Genomic DNA, 12,427 nt, shown 5'->3' with positions numbered 1-12,427 from the left:
CCCGATCGGGCGGGCCGGATCGGCGGACTGCCTATGATCATGATCATGAATGCGGTGATCGGTCGTGATCTTCCGTATCGAGACTTCCGGGGCGACGGTGAGCTGGTTCTCGTCATTCCGCAGCGGGTGATCGCGGACGACGACCGTGGGTTGCTCACCTGGCGGCCGATCGGGACCCGCTACCTGTTCCGGCGTGCGGTCGACGGGCGGGACCGGCGGGAGATCCCGTTCGCCGAGCGGCACACCGTGGCATGGACGCTGGCGCCGATGGTCTGGTCCGGCCTGCACGTGCTGCACCTGTTCCGGCCGGGGCACGCGCACTCGGTGTGGTGGATGCTCAATCCGGATCTCACGCTGAACCGGTGGTACGTGAACCTCGAGGCGCCGCCGGTGCGCTGGCCGGGCGGGGTGGACACCTTCGATCACGCGCTTGACCTGCTGGTGATGCCGGACCGGAGCTGGCGGTGGAAGGACGAGAGCGAGTATCGGGAGCGGATCGGGCATCCGGCCTACTGGGACGCGGAGCAGGCGGCGGAGATCCGGGCGGAGGGGGAGCGGGTGGTCGAGGCGGTGGAGAGCGGCGCGTTCCCCTTCGACGGGACGCACCTGAGTTTCCGCCCCGATCCGGCCTGGCCGCTGCCGGCGCTGCCGAGTCACGGCTGGGACCGGCCCCGGGTCACTGAGGCTTCGGCCTGACGCCGCGGCTGGGACCGGCCCCGGGCCACCGATGCTTCGACCTGACCTGCTCGGGGTCGGCTGCGGATGATCGGCGCTTCGGCCTGATGCTGTGGCTCCGCTTACTGTGCCGTCGGTCGGCCGCACCGCCGGCCGGGCCCGGGGAAGTCAGGAGCGGTCGAGGAAGCGGTGGTCGGACTGCAGCTCGGCGGCGACCAGCGCGCTGGCGACCTGCTCCGGGCGCAGCGTGACGACGACCTCGTCGCCGGCGGTCGCGCTCTCCTGGACGGCGATGCCGAGCAGGGCGAACGCCGCGGCGAACGACCGCACCACCGCCTGCTCCGGGGACTCCGGCCCGGCGGTCTCCGGTTCGTCGCGCTCCCAGGCCTGCGCGGCGGCCGCGGCGAGCCGGGCGGGCAGGCGGACGGTCACCGGGTGCAGTTGCTCCGCCAGGTGTTCGCCGATCTGGGCCAGCAGTCGGGCGTCCTGGCGGTAGCGGGCGTCGGCTTCCATGCCGCTCATTCTATTGATCAGGGTGACAACCTATCTTCCTAGGACGCGCTAGGCGGTGTGGCATGGTCTATCGACACCGGTCGGCGAGAGGAGCGGCATGGACGGGGAGAGTAGGCGGGGCTGGCTCGGCTTCGGCGTGGCGATCGCGCCGCATGTCCTGCTGCTCGGCTTCATGCTCGTCGTGTCGGCCGGGCGTGGGTGGGCGGTGGCCGGCTACGTCACCTACTGGGCCCTGCTGGAGATCTACCTGGCGCCGCTCGGGGTGATCGCCTGCTTCCTGCTGTGGTTCGCGAAGCCGACCCGGGCCTTCGCCGGTGGGGTGGCCGGTGGCACGGTGGCCGGGTTCGTGCTGGTGGCGTTGTGGGCGCTGCTGGTCTACGCCGCCCAGGGCTGACGGCCGCGAAGCTGTGCCAAGCCGGGTCGGGTCGGGTGAGGCCGCGCTGCCGCGGTGGAGCCGACGGTGGGGGAGAGTTGGCAGTTCCGAAACCATTGATGAACATTGTTAGTGGGAGCGCTCCCATGTAACCATGTCGGGAACGCCTTCCGTCCTCGAAGGAGCTCCCAGAAATGAACCCCCGTAAATGGCTGGCCGGCGCCACCGCGCTGGCCGCCGCGGCCGTCTCCACGGCCATCGCGCTGGCCCAGCCAGCAGTCGCCGCCTCCGGCGGCACCGGCACCGGTTACCTGCACACCAACGGCAACAAGATCGTCGACAGCACCGGCGCCACGGTCCGGCTGACCGGCATCAACTGGTTCGGCATGGAGACCGACAACAAGACCTTCCACGGCCTCTGGTCGAGCAACCCGTGGAAGAGCCAGATCGACACGATGGCCTCGCTCGGCTACAACACGTTGCGGGTCCCGTTCTCCGACGACGCCCTCAAGCCGGGCGCCACCGCCACCGGCATCAACGATTTCACCAACCCGGACCTGGTCGGGCTCTCCCCGCTGCAGATCCTGGACAAGGTGATCGCCTACGCCGGGACCAAGGGCATGCGGATCATCCTGGACCGGCACCGGCCGACCTCGGCGGGACAGAGCCCGCTCTGGTACACCGCGGCCGTACCGGAAAGCACCTGGATCGCGGATTGGAAAGCGCTGGCCCAGCGCTATGCGGGCAACACCACGGTGATCGGCGCCGACCTGCACAACGAGCCGCACGCCGAGGGCACCAACCCGGCCGCGACCGGCGCCTGCTGGGGGTGCGGTGACACCGCGCGGGACTGGCGGCTGGCCGCCGAGCGGGCCGGCAACGCGATTCTGTCCGTGCAGCCGAACTGGCTGATCTTCGTGGAGGGCGTCAGCTGCCCGAGCGGCGGCCTGTCCAACGTCTGGGACAACGACACCAGCAACGACGAGGACTGCGGCTGGTGGGGCGGCAACCTGTCCAAGGCGGGGCAGTTCCCGGTACGCCTGGACGTCGCGAACCGCCTGGTCTACTCGCCGCACGAGTACGCCACCTCGGTCTACCACCAGGCGTGGTTCGACGACCCGTCCTACCCGGCGAACATGCCGGCGATCTGGGACAAGTACTGGGGCTACCTCTACAAGCAGAACATCGCCCCGATCATGATGGGCGAGTTCGGCACCACGCTGCAGGCCAACGTCGACAAGATCTGGCTGCAGGAGCTGATGAAGTACACCGGCACCGGGGTCAACGGGATGTCGTTCACCTACTGGTCGTGGAACCCGAACTCGGGGGACACCGGCGGCATCGCCAACGACGACTGGACCACGGTCAACCAGGCCAAGCAGGCGATCATCTCGCCGTACCTGATCCCGCCGGTCGGCGGCGGCACCAACCCGCAGCCGTCCGGTTCCGCCTCGACGTCCACCCCGCCGGTGCCGACCGGTGGCTGCAAGGCCACCTACACGCAGGACAACGCGTGGCAGGGCGGCTTCCAGGGCCAGCTCAAGGTGCAGAACACCGGCACCGGGACGGTCAACCCGTGGCAGGTCACCTGGACCTGGCCGTCCGGCGTGACGCTGAACAACGGCTGGAACGCCACGGTCACCCAGAGCGGGACGACGGTCACGGCGGCTGCGCCGAGCCACGCGCTGTCGCTCGCGGCGGGCGCGTCGGTCACGGTCGGCTTCACCGCCAACGGTACGGCCAGCGCCCCGGCGACGGTGAAGCTCAACGGAGTGGCGTGCGGATGAGGCTCGTACCGATAGCCTCGGTCGTGGTCCTGGCCGGCGCCGCCATCGGCGTCGTCGGCCTGGGCCCGGCCCACGCCGCCGCCGCGACCTGCGACGTCACCTGGACGGCGAACAGCTGGAACACCGGGTTCACCGCCGACGTCAAGGTCACCAACCTGGGCGCCGCGGTCTCCTCGTGGACGCTCGCCTGGGATTTCGCCGGCAACCAGCAGGTCACCTCGGCCTGGAACGCGACCGTGCGGCAGACCGGCGCCGCGGTGACCGCCACCAGCGTCGGCTGGAACGGCTCGCTGGCGACCGGGGCGTCGGCCAGTTTCGGCTTCCAGGGCACCTACTCGGGCAGCAACCCGGCGCCGTCGGCGTTCCGGTTCAACGGGGTGACCTGCGGGCCGGAGCCGGTGCCGAGCGACGCCTCCGGCCCGCCGTCGCCCTCGCAGTCGTCCTCGCCGCCCCCGCCGGCCCCGGCCGACTGCACCAGCGGGACGCGCTGTGACGGCTTCGAGTCGCAGGCCGGCGCGGTGCCGTCCGGTTCGTGGACGGTGACCAGCCCGGACTGCTCCGGGGCCGGCACCGCCGCGATCGACCGGACGGTCGCGCACAGCGGCGCCACGTCCCTGCGGATCAACGGCGCTGCCGGTTACTGCAACCATGTGTTCGCCCGCAACACCGATCTCATGGGTACGGGCAGCACGCGCTATGTCCGCTACTGGGTGAGGCACACGACCGCGCTGCCCGCCGCGCACGTCACGGCGGTGGCCATGTCGGACGCAAACGACGGCGGCAAGGATCTGCGCTTCGGCGGCCAGAACGGCGCGCTGCAGTTCAACCGGGCCTCGGACGACGCCACGCTGCCCGAGCAGAGCCCGGCCGGGGTGGCGCTGTCCCGGCCGTTGCCGGTCGGCACCTGGAACTGCGTCGAGTTCAAGATCGACAGTGCGGCCGGGACCATCGAGACCTGGCTGAACAACACCTCGGTGCCCGGCCTGGTCGCGGACGGCAGCCCGACGCACGACATCGACAGCCAGTGGCTGAACCGCACCTGGCGCCCGGCTCTGACCGACCTGCGGCTGGGCTGGGAGAGTTACGGCGACGGATCCGACACCCTCTGGTACGACGACGTGGCGGTCAGCGGCGCCCGGATCGGCTGCTGATCCACCGGATCGGGCGTGGCGCGGGCCACGCCCGATCCGCTCAGCTTCCGCGGCCGGCGGCCGAACGGGACCGCGTGCGAGCCGTAGTGGTCCCGGCCTACGTCGCCGCGGCCCTGGCCGCGGCGCTGTATGCGCTGCTGTCCTGGCGTCGCCGGCAGGTCACCCCGCTGGCCAAGTCGCTGGCCCTGATCACGTCCGGCGCCGCGCTGTGGTCGCTCGCCCAGGCGTTCGCCGCCGTCGCCTCGCCGACCGTGGCGCTCGCCGCCACCTCCGCGATGTTCCCCGGCGTGGCGATGCTGGTCGCCGGTTTCCACTGGCACGTCACCGTCTTCACCGGGTACGGCCTGGAGCGGCTGCGCCGGTGGCACGCCCTGCTGCTCATCCACCCGGTGCTGCTGACCGTGGTGGTGGCGACCGATCCGATACATCACGCGTTCTTCAGCACGGTCACCAGCCACCCGGACGGCGGGGTCACCCCGCACTTCGGGCCGCTGTACTGGCTGCACACGGCGTACTGCTACACCATGATCGCGATCGGGATGGGCCGGGCGGTGGCGGCGATGCGCCGGGCGGTGCGCGGGCACCGCCGGGTCTTCCTGATCTTCCTGATCGGCGGGCTGGCGCCGGCGGCCGGCAACCTGATCAGCATCTTGCTGCTCACCGAGGACCGGCAGCTCGACCTCACCCCGATCCTGTTCCTGGTCACCGCCTCGATGTGGTGGTGGGCGGAACGCTTCGGGACGCCCGCCCGGCGCACCCCGGTCTCCTACAAGCAGGTGATCGCCGCGCTCAGCGACGCGGTGATGGTCCTCGACGCGGACGGCCGGATCCTGGACGCCAACCCGGCGGCCGCCGAGCTGCTCGCCGCGCTGGGCGGCCCGGCCGGCAGCGCGGTCGGCCGCCGCTGGCAGGACGTGCTGGGCCCGCAACGGGCGCTGGTGTTCTCCGGGATCGACCAGCAGACGGTCGCCTCCGCCGACGGGCGGATCTACGACGTGCGGGTGGTGCGGATGTCGCCGGAGACCGGCACCGGCGCGGGCACCGTCGTGGTCGTCCGGGACGTCACCGAGCTGGAACGGCTGCGCGCCGAGCTGACCGACCAGGCGCTCCGCGACGGGCTGACCGGCGTCTACAACCGCCGGCACCTGACCACGGTGCTGCGTGAGCAGGTGGCGTCCGGTCACCCGCTCGCGGCCGTGATGATCGACGTCGACCATTTCAAGGCGGTCAACGACACGTACGGGCACGCGGTCGGCGACGAGGTGCTGATCCGGCTGGCGCAGGAGCTGGCCGGGTCGGTCGGCTCGGCCGGGACGGTGGCCCGGTACGGCGGCGAGGAGTTCGCGGTGCTGCTGCCCGGCGTCGACGCCCGGGCCGCCGCGGAACTGGCCGATCAGTGGCGTTGCCGCTGCTCGGAGGTGGTCGTCGGGACCCCGCTCGGGCCGCTGCGGGCGACGTTCAGCGCGGGGGTGGCGGAGCTGGCGGCCGGCGGCAGCGCCGAGGAGCTACTGAAGTGCGCTGACCGGGCGCTCTACCTGGCCAAGGAGCAGGGGCGCGACCGGGTGGTCACGGCCGTCCCGGAGCGGCTTCCGGCGGGGCTGCCGTAACGCTTTACTGGGCGGATGACTGACGCGTCCGGCCGGGTCCTGCCCGAAGCCGATCTGGCGGCGATCTTCGGGGTGCTGGTCACCGTGCACGGTGAGCTGACCGCGGAGCGGCTCGACCCGGAACTGGTCTCGCGGCTGGTGCGGCGGTTGTCCCGGCACGGGCCGCTGGCGGACGGTGCGTCGGCGGGGGAGCTGAACGCGCTGCTCGCCGACCTGTGCCGGCGGATGCATTGGGCGATGGGTGCGGATGACGAGTATCCGGCGCCGTCGCCGCGGACGGTGACGTATCAGCTGGGGCTGCCTGACGAGCAGGCGGCCGAAACCGTGGCGGGTCAGTTGGCTTCGGAGGGCGGCGTCACCGCGACGTTTCCGCCGCCGGCCGGCTCCTCGGCCTTCGAAGAGACGTCCGGCTCCTCGGCGCTCGAAGGGACCGCCGGCGGCGAGCCGGCGTGCTGGCAGGTAAAGGCGACATTTCCGGATCTGGTGCCCAGTACGGAGAATCGGCAGCGGACCGAGCACCTGACCCGGCTCGCCGAGCAGAATGGTGGCCGCTATCTGGGCGCCGAGTTCTGACCGCGGTCAGGCGGTGCCGAACGGGTTGTCGATGACGTAGCGCCAGCGGCCGTCGGTGCCGCGCCGGAGCACGTCGGTGGCGACGCCGTGCAGGTCGAGCGGGAAGCCCTGGCGGGCGGTGCCGCGTATCGACCAGTCCACCACGGTGAGCGCGAGGTCCCCGGTGACGTAGTGCTGCCGCAGCTCGGCCTGCATCGGCACGCCGAAGTCGAGCAGGTGCTGCAGGGCGGCCCGGCGCTCGGTGATGCCGGTCCGCGGGGCGCCCGGCTGCGGGACCACGATCGCGTCCGGCTCGTAGAACTCGTCCAGGGCGGCGAGGGAGCCGGTGGCGAACGCCGCGAGGTAGGCGGCCAGGTGGGCGGTGAGATCGTCGTGATGCGGCTGCGAATCCGTCATGCCCCACCAGGATAGGTGCGGCCGGCGGCTGTCCGCTGTCCCGTCCGGCCCCGGGCGTGCCCGATCAGCGTGCCGCCGGCCGTGACCAGAGCGGCGGCGATCGCGGCGGCGACGTCGGCTCGGCCACGCCAGAGCCACACCCCGGCCAGCCCGGCCACGATCGCCAGAATCACGGCGCCCCACCCGATCCACTCGTGCTGCCGGGCGTCGAGCAGGTGAGCGAGGAGCGGGTGACCGAGGTGGGCGACCAGCACGGCGCCCGCCGCCAGGATCACCGTCAGCGCCCCGGCCGCGAAGTCGTCGTGCCACCTACCGATGGCCAGCCCGATGGCCAGCAGCGACAGCAGCGTCAGGAGCAGCCGGAACGCGGTCCGCCGGCCCTCCTGGTCGATCCCGTGGCCGAACTCGGCGCCGCCGACGGTGACCAGGGCCGCGCCCAGCACGGTGTACGCCTCCGCGATGTCGGCCACGGTCAGGTAATAGAGCCCGCCGAGGCCGAGCAGATAGCCACAGACGCAGACGGTCAGGCCCCGCCACCGGGCCGGCACCCGTTTCCTCTCCCGTGCCTTCGCGAGCATCTCCCGAGCCTCGGCCCTCGACGCCCGGCCGGCGAGCAGATCTCGGACGGCGGTCGCCGAGCGCGAGAACGGGCGAATACCGCCGCGCGGGTCGGTCAGGGCAGGCGCCAGACCTGGGTCTGGGACGGCTTGCCCGGGTGGCGGGTGAGGCGGAAGCGGTTCAGGCCCGCGCCGGCCGGTACCTCGAAGATGATCGAGCGGGTGGTGACGGAGAACTGCGGCACGCCGGACGGTTCGCCGCTGTGGAAGGTGGTCTTGGCCAGGTCCGCCGGGTAGCGGTGGCCGGCCCGGTCCAGGACCCAGGCCTGTTTCTCCAGGTCGGGGACGAACGGGATGCGACCGGTGGTCTGCACCCGGACGGCGACCTCGACCAGGCGGTGGCCGGCAGCCGGGCGGAGTGCCGGGTTGACCGGCAGCACCGCCGGGTTCTGGTAGTCGGCGATCGCCAGCTGCACCTCCTCGCCGGAGTCGCTGTGCAGGACGACGGTGCCGTCGTAGGGGACGACGCCGCCGGCGGGGACCGGAGCCGGCGGCGGAGTCCAAGCCGACGTCGGCTCCGGCCAGCCCGGTGAGGTCCGGGTCGGCAGGGGCCCCGGTGGGCTCGGTGTAATCATCCAGCCCGGGGTTATGGGCCGTGGCGTCAGCGTGTCGAGGTGGGCGATCGCGTCATTGGTGATCTCGTACACCGGCGGGCCGGTCGGGATCGAGTTGCCGACGACGCCGGTGATGGCGGCGGCCATGGCGACAGTGGCGACGGCGATCAAGGCGCGGCGCCGGGCCGCAGCCGGGGTGGGCCCGGCCGGGCGAGCCGACGCCGGCGGGGGAGCGGGCGGCGACGGTGGATCCGACACCGTGACCAGAGCCGGGACCGGCGCCGGGGGAGTGCGGCGCGGCCACCGGCGGGCCACCACGGCGCCGCCGATCGCCGCGACGACGGCGACCGCGGCGAAGGCCGCCCAGCGACGGCGTCCGCGGTGCTGGGGAGGGTGGGGCGGCTCGGTCACGGCCACCGCATCGGCAGCGGTGCCGGCCGGTTGAGAACAACCGTCCGGCACCGCTCCGAGGTGGCGGCTATCGGGCGCCTGCCTGGTCGCGGAGCCGCCCGTCGTGGACCTCGGTGATCCGGTCGGCGGTGGTCAGGTGGGTGCGGTCGTGGGTGACCAGGATCGTCGCGGTGGCGCGCTGGTGGGTGAGCCGGGTGATCAGGCCGATGATCGTGGCGCCGCGTTCGTGGTCGAGGGCGCTGGTCGGCTCGTCGACGAGCAGGACGGTGGGGTCGTTCATCAGGGCGCGGGCGATGTTCACCCGTTGCCGCTGGCCGCCGGAGAGCTGGTGCGGGCGCCGGCCGGCCTGCGCGGCCAGGCCGACCGCGTCGAGCAGATCGAGGGCCCGCCGGCGTGCGGCGGCCGGGCGGCGGCCGTCGATGACGGCCATCACCTGGAGTTGCTCGGCGGCGGTCAGGGCGGGCAGCAGGTTCGGCTGCTGGAAGACGATGCCGATGCTGCGGCGGCGCAGCACGGCCTGGTCCGCGCGGTTCAGGCCGGTGACGGGGACGCCGTCGACGGTGACCGTGCCGCTGTCCGGGGCGATCAGGGTGGCGGCGACGGCGAGCAGGCTGGACTTGCCGGAGCCGGACGGCCCGACGACGGCGGTGACGGTGCCGCGCGGCACGTCGAGGCTGACCCGGTCGAGGGCGGTCAGCCGGCTGTCGCCGTCCGGGTAGGTGAGGGTGACGTCGGCCAGGCGCAGGGTCATCGGGCGCTCCCCAGGGCGGTCAGCGGGTCGACCGAGGTGATCCGGCCGATGGACAGGGCCGCCCCGAGCACGCCGAGCACGATCATGATCGCGGTGGGGACGAGCATGGTGGCCGGGCTGAGCAGGAACGGCACGGTGCCACCGGCGAGGACGGCGCCGGCCGCCGCGGCGAGGGCGGTGCCGGTGAGCGTGCCGGCGGTCAGCAGGACGGCGGCCTGGCCGAGCGCGTCGCGCAGCAGGCCGGCGGTGGACGCGCCGAGGGCCTTGAGGACGGCGACGTCGCCGCTGCGCTGGATCGTCCAGACGGTGAAGAACGCGCCGATGACCAGGGCGGAGATGGCGAACAGGAAGCCGCGCATCAGCTGCAGCGAGCCGTTCTCCGAGGTGTAGGAGCCGATCGCGGACAGCGAGTCGTCGCGGCTGACGGTCCGGGTGCCGGCCGCCCGGTCGCCCGCGGCCAGGTCGGCGTCGTCGCTGGTGGTCAGGGCGATCACGGTGGCCGTCCGGTCGGATCCCCCGGTGGCCCGGCGCCAGTCGGCGAGACCGGCCCAGACGACCGGGGTGTGGCTGAACGAGGCGTCGCCCCGCACGGCGGCCACGGTCAGGCTCTGCCCGGCGAGGGTGAGCGCGTCGCCCGGTCGTACCCCAAGCTGGTCAGCGGCGGTGACCGACAGCAGCACGGACCGGTCGGCGATCCGGTCGCCGCCGGGCGTCAGCGCGGAGCCGGGCTGGACGCCGAACACGGACACGGCGACGGTCGCCGCGCCGGCCGACGCCCGGGTGGTGCCGATGCCGAGCGGCTCGGCGCGGGTGACGCCGGGGGTGGCGGCCCAGCGCCGGAGCTGCTCGGCGGTGACGGTGGAGTCGGCGAAGGACAGGTCCCGCCCCGCGGCGGGGGCGGTGAAGGCGAGATGGTCGGCGGGCAGCCCGGTGATCGCGGAGATGTTCTGCTGCCCGAGACCGGCGGTCAGCCCGGACAGCAACCCGACCAGCAGGGTGATCAGCACGATGACGGCGCCCATCAGGGCGAACCGGCCCCGGGCGAACTTGAGGTCGCGCCATGCGACGAACACGGTGGTACGTCCCTTTTCCTCGGCGTGATGTGGTGGTGTCCACGGTCGCCGCCGGGCGGGGGTGCGGGCATCTGCCGGAGGACCGGATGTGGTTTGCATCTTTCGACAGAGGCCGGCCGGGCGTGGCCCTTCGTACCCTGAACAGATCATGTCCGTGACCGTGTCGCCCCTGCCGCGCACCGCCCGTGGCCTGCGGTGGTGCCTGCATCTGCTGTTCGCCGGGCTGCTGGTGCTCGCCGCCGGCCGGGCGGTGGCCGGCCCCGCGCCGCACGCCTGGCCGGTGGCGGCGGTGGCCGTGGTGCTCGCCCTGACCTACGGCGCCGGGGTGTGGTTCGCGCGTGCCCCGTGGGCCTGGCTGGCCGGGCTCGGCACCGGGTGGCTGGTGCTGCTGGCCCTGTCCGCGGACGGGGTGTGGGTGGCCTTCCCGCTGTACTTCCTGCAGCTGCACCTGCTGCCGCGCCGCACCGGGGTGGTCGCCGTGCTGGTCACCGCGCTCGCGGCGATCACCGGGTTCGCCGCCCACGCCGGGGCGCTGACGCTGGGCATCGTGGTCGGGCCGGCGCTCGGCGCGGCCGTCGCGATCGCCGTGGTCCGCGGCTACCAGGCGCTGTACCGGGAGAGCGAGCGGCGCCGCCGGCTGATCGAGGAGCTGACCGCGACCCGCGCGGATCTGGCCGCGGCCCAGCACACCGCCGGCGTGCTGGCCGAGCGGGAGCGGCTGGCCCGGGAGATCCACGACACCCTGGCCCAGGGCCTGTCCAGTATCCAGCTGCTGCTGCGGGCCGCCGAACGCGCGCTGCCGGAGACCGCGACCACGGCTGCCGGGCATGTGGCGCAGGCCCGCCAGGCCGCCGTCGACAACCTCGCCGAGGCCCGCCGGTTCGTCGCCGCGCTCACCCCGCCGGCGCTCGACGACGCCGGCCTGGTCGACGCCCTGGACCAGCTCTGCGCGACCACCAGCGCCCGGCACCGGATCACCGCCCGGCTGCACCGCACCGGCGAGCCGGTGCCGCTGTCGCCGGCGACCGAGACCGCGCTGCTGCGCATCGCCCAGTCGGCCCTGTCCAACGTCGTCCGGCACGCCGGGGCCGGCACCGTGGACGTGACCCTGAGCTACCTCGGCGACCAGGTGGCGCTGGACGTCGTCGACGACGGCGCCGGTTTCGACCCGGCGGCGGGCACCGACGGCTTCGGGCTGACCGCCATGCGCGCCCGCGCCCAGGCGCTCGGTGGCACGCTCACCATCGAGGGGACCGGTGGCGGCGGCACGGCGCTGGCCGTGCAGGTGCCGGCCGGGACGGGGGCCGGGTGACGACGATCCGGCTGCTGATCGCCGACGACCATCCGGTCGTGCGCGCCGGGCTGCGCGCGGTGCTGGAGACCGAGCCCGGCCTGGCCGTGGTGGCCGAGGCGGCCACGGCGGAGCAGGCGGTGGCCCGGGCGGCGGACGGCGACATCGACGTCGTGTTGATGGATCTGCAGTTCAAGGGCGGGATGACCGGGGCCGAGGCGACCGCGGCGATCACCGCGCGTCCGGGTGCGCCCCGGGTGGTGATCGTGACGACCTACGGCACCGACGCGGACACGCTGCCGGCGATCGCCGCCGGGGCGACCGGCTACCTGCTCAAGGACGCGCCGCCGGAGGAGCTGGCCGCCGCCGTGCGGACCGCCGCGGCCGGTCGCACCGCTCTCGCGCCGTCGGTCGCGGACCGGTTGCTGAGCCGGCTGCGGCAGCCGGACACGGCGCTGACCCGCCGGGAGACCGAGGTGCTCACGCTGGTCGCGGCGGGGCTGTCGAACCAGGGGGTCGGGGCTCGGCTGCACCTGACCGAGGGGACGGTCAAGTCCCACCTGGCGCGGATCTACCTCAAGCTCGGCGTCGACTCGCGAACCGCCGCGGTCGCCGCCGCCACGAGCCTCGGGCTGATCCGGCGCTGACCGGCGCG

Annotated in this window: 14 protein-coding genes; 8 read left to right on the top strand and 6 right to left on the bottom strand. The window is 73.4% G+C overall.

Annotation, left to right across the window (positions count from 1 at the left end; all coding sequences use genetic code 11):
• Window positions 1-45 precede the first annotated feature (45 nt).
• Complete coding sequence (locus BJY16_RS30810; RefSeq protein WP_185043050.1) at window positions 46-696, top strand: ribonuclease FAU-1 family protein; 651 nt, start codon at window positions 46-48, stop codon at window positions 694-696.
• 147 nt (window positions 697-843) lie between these two features.
• On the opposite strand, the gene BJY16_RS30805 is transcribed toward BJY16_RS30810, so the two are convergent.
• Window positions 844-1,188, bottom strand: a complete 345-nt coding sequence (locus tag BJY16_RS30805) for a hypothetical protein (protein ID WP_185043049.1) — start codon at window positions 1,186-1,188, stop codon at window positions 844-846.
• Window positions 1,189-1,285: 97 nt separating this feature from the next.
• On the opposite strand from BJY16_RS30805, the gene BJY16_RS30800 reads away from it, so the two are divergent.
• From BJY16_RS30800 to BJY16_RS30780, 5 genes are all read left to right on the top strand, one after another.
• The gene (locus tag BJY16_RS30800; protein WP_185043048.1) at window positions 1,286-1,582 is read left to right on the top strand and encodes a hypothetical protein; all 297 of its coding nucleotides are present in this window, start codon (window positions 1,286-1,288) and stop codon (window positions 1,580-1,582) included.
• Between the two features lie 173 nt (window positions 1,583-1,755).
• Window positions 1,756-3,348, top strand: coding sequence for a cellulase family glycosylhydrolase (locus BJY16_RS30795; protein ID WP_185043047.1), 1,593 nt, complete (start codon window positions 1,756-1,758; stop codon window positions 3,346-3,348).
• Window positions 3,345-4,499 (top strand): cellulose-binding domain-containing protein, encoded by a 1,155-nt coding sequence (locus tag BJY16_RS30790; RefSeq protein WP_185043046.1) that lies wholly within the window; start codon window positions 3,345-3,347, stop codon window positions 4,497-4,499. The genes BJY16_RS30795 and BJY16_RS30790 overlap by 4 nt, the downstream gene beginning before the upstream one ends.
• A 74-nt stretch (window positions 4,500-4,573) precedes the next feature.
• Window positions 4,574-6,106: a sensor domain-containing diguanylate cyclase gene (locus BJY16_RS30785; protein WP_185043045.1), complete on the top strand. Its 1,533-nt coding sequence runs from the start codon at window positions 4,574-4,576 to the stop codon at window positions 6,104-6,106.
• A 15-nt stretch (window positions 6,107-6,121) separates the two neighbouring features.
• The gene (locus BJY16_RS30780) at window positions 6,122-6,679 is read left to right on the top strand and encodes a hypothetical protein (RefSeq protein ID WP_185043044.1); all 558 of its coding nucleotides are present in this window, start codon (window positions 6,122-6,124) and stop codon (window positions 6,677-6,679) included.
• Between the two features lie 6 nt (window positions 6,680-6,685).
• On the opposite strand, the gene BJY16_RS30775 is transcribed toward BJY16_RS30780, so the two are convergent.
• The 5 genes from BJY16_RS30775 to BJY16_RS30755 form a co-directional block, all read right to left on the bottom strand.
• Window positions 6,686-7,075, bottom strand: a complete 390-nt coding sequence (locus BJY16_RS30775; protein WP_185043043.1) for a YybH family protein — start codon at window positions 7,073-7,075, stop codon at window positions 6,686-6,688.
• The gene (locus BJY16_RS30770) at window positions 7,072-7,653 is read right to left on the bottom strand and encodes a hypothetical protein (RefSeq protein ID WP_185043042.1); all 582 of its coding nucleotides are present in this window, start codon (window positions 7,651-7,653) and stop codon (window positions 7,072-7,074) included. Before BJY16_RS30770 ends, BJY16_RS30775 begins: the two co-directional genes overlap by 4 nt.
• A 95-nt stretch (window positions 7,654-7,748) precedes the next feature.
• Window positions 7,749-8,657 (bottom strand): hypothetical protein, encoded by a 909-nt coding sequence (locus BJY16_RS30765; protein WP_185043041.1) that lies wholly within the window; start codon window positions 8,655-8,657, stop codon window positions 7,749-7,751.
• Window positions 8,658-8,724: 67 nt separating this feature from the next.
• Window positions 8,725-9,408 carry an ABC transporter ATP-binding protein gene (locus BJY16_RS30760; RefSeq protein ID WP_185043040.1) on the bottom strand — a complete coding sequence of 228 codons (684 nt, stop codon included), beginning with the start codon at window positions 9,406-9,408 and terminating at the stop codon, window positions 8,725-8,727.
• A complete protein-coding gene (locus tag BJY16_RS30755; RefSeq protein WP_185043039.1) occupies window positions 9,405-10,481 on the bottom strand; it encodes an ABC transporter permease in 1,077 nt (358 codons plus the stop codon). Before BJY16_RS30755 ends, BJY16_RS30760 begins: the two co-directional genes overlap by 4 nt.
• A 148-nt stretch (window positions 10,482-10,629) precedes the next feature.
• On the opposite strand from BJY16_RS30755, the gene BJY16_RS30750 reads away from it, so the two are divergent.
• Together BJY16_RS30750 and BJY16_RS30745 are read left to right on the top strand one after the other, a co-directional pair.
• A complete protein-coding gene (locus BJY16_RS30750; RefSeq protein ID WP_185043038.1) occupies window positions 10,630-11,793 on the top strand; it encodes a sensor histidine kinase in 1,164 nt (387 codons plus the stop codon).
• On the top strand, window positions 11,790-12,419 hold the full coding sequence (locus BJY16_RS30745) for a response regulator (RefSeq protein ID WP_185043037.1): 630 nt from the start codon (window positions 11,790-11,792) through the stop codon (window positions 12,417-12,419). The genes BJY16_RS30750 and BJY16_RS30745 overlap by 4 nt, the downstream gene beginning before the upstream one ends.
• Window positions 12,420-12,427: the final 8 nt, after the last annotated feature.

This window comes from Actinoplanes octamycinicus, from assembly GCF_014205225.1.
GTDB lineage: Bacteria > Actinomycetota > Actinomycetes > Mycobacteriales > Micromonosporaceae > Actinoplanes > Actinoplanes octamycinicus.
The sequence above is the reverse complement of the archived record's forward strand: the minus strand, read 5'-3'. Positions and strand labels throughout refer to the sequence as shown.

Bases quoted from the DNA above. Each gene is read 5' to 3' on its own strand.
- BJY16_RS30810 (WP_185043050.1), top strand. From the start codon at position 46: ATGAATGCGGTGATCGGTCGTGATCTTCCGTATCGAGACTTCCGGGGC.
- BJY16_RS30805 (WP_185043049.1), bottom strand. From the start codon at position 1,188: ATGGAAGCCGACGCCCGCTACCGCCAGGACGCCCGACTGCTGGCCCAG.
- BJY16_RS30800 (WP_185043048.1), top strand. From the start codon at position 1,286: ATGGACGGGGAGAGTAGGCGGGGCTGGCTCGGCTTCGGCGTGGCGATC.
- BJY16_RS30795 (WP_185043047.1), top strand. From the start codon at position 1,756: ATGAACCCCCGTAAATGGCTGGCCGGCGCCACCGCGCTGGCCGCCGCG.
- BJY16_RS30790 (WP_185043046.1), top strand. From the start codon at position 3,345: ATGAGGCTCGTACCGATAGCCTCGGTCGTGGTCCTGGCCGGCGCCGCC.
- BJY16_RS30780 (WP_185043044.1), top strand. From the start codon at position 6,122: ATGACTGACGCGTCCGGCCGGGTCCTGCCCGAAGCCGATCTGGCGGCG.
- BJY16_RS30775 (WP_185043043.1), bottom strand. From the start codon at position 7,075: ATGACGGATTCGCAGCCGCATCACGACGATCTCACCGCCCACCTGGCC.
- BJY16_RS30770 (WP_185043042.1), bottom strand. From the start codon at position 7,653: ATGCTCGCGAAGGCACGGGAGAGGAAACGGGTGCCGGCCCGGTGGCGG.
- BJY16_RS30760 (WP_185043040.1), bottom strand. From the start codon at position 9,408: ATGACCCTGCGCCTGGCCGACGTCACCCTCACCTACCCGGACGGCGAC.
- BJY16_RS30750 (WP_185043038.1), top strand. From the start codon at position 10,630: ATGTCCGTGACCGTGTCGCCCCTGCCGCGCACCGCCCGTGGCCTGCGG.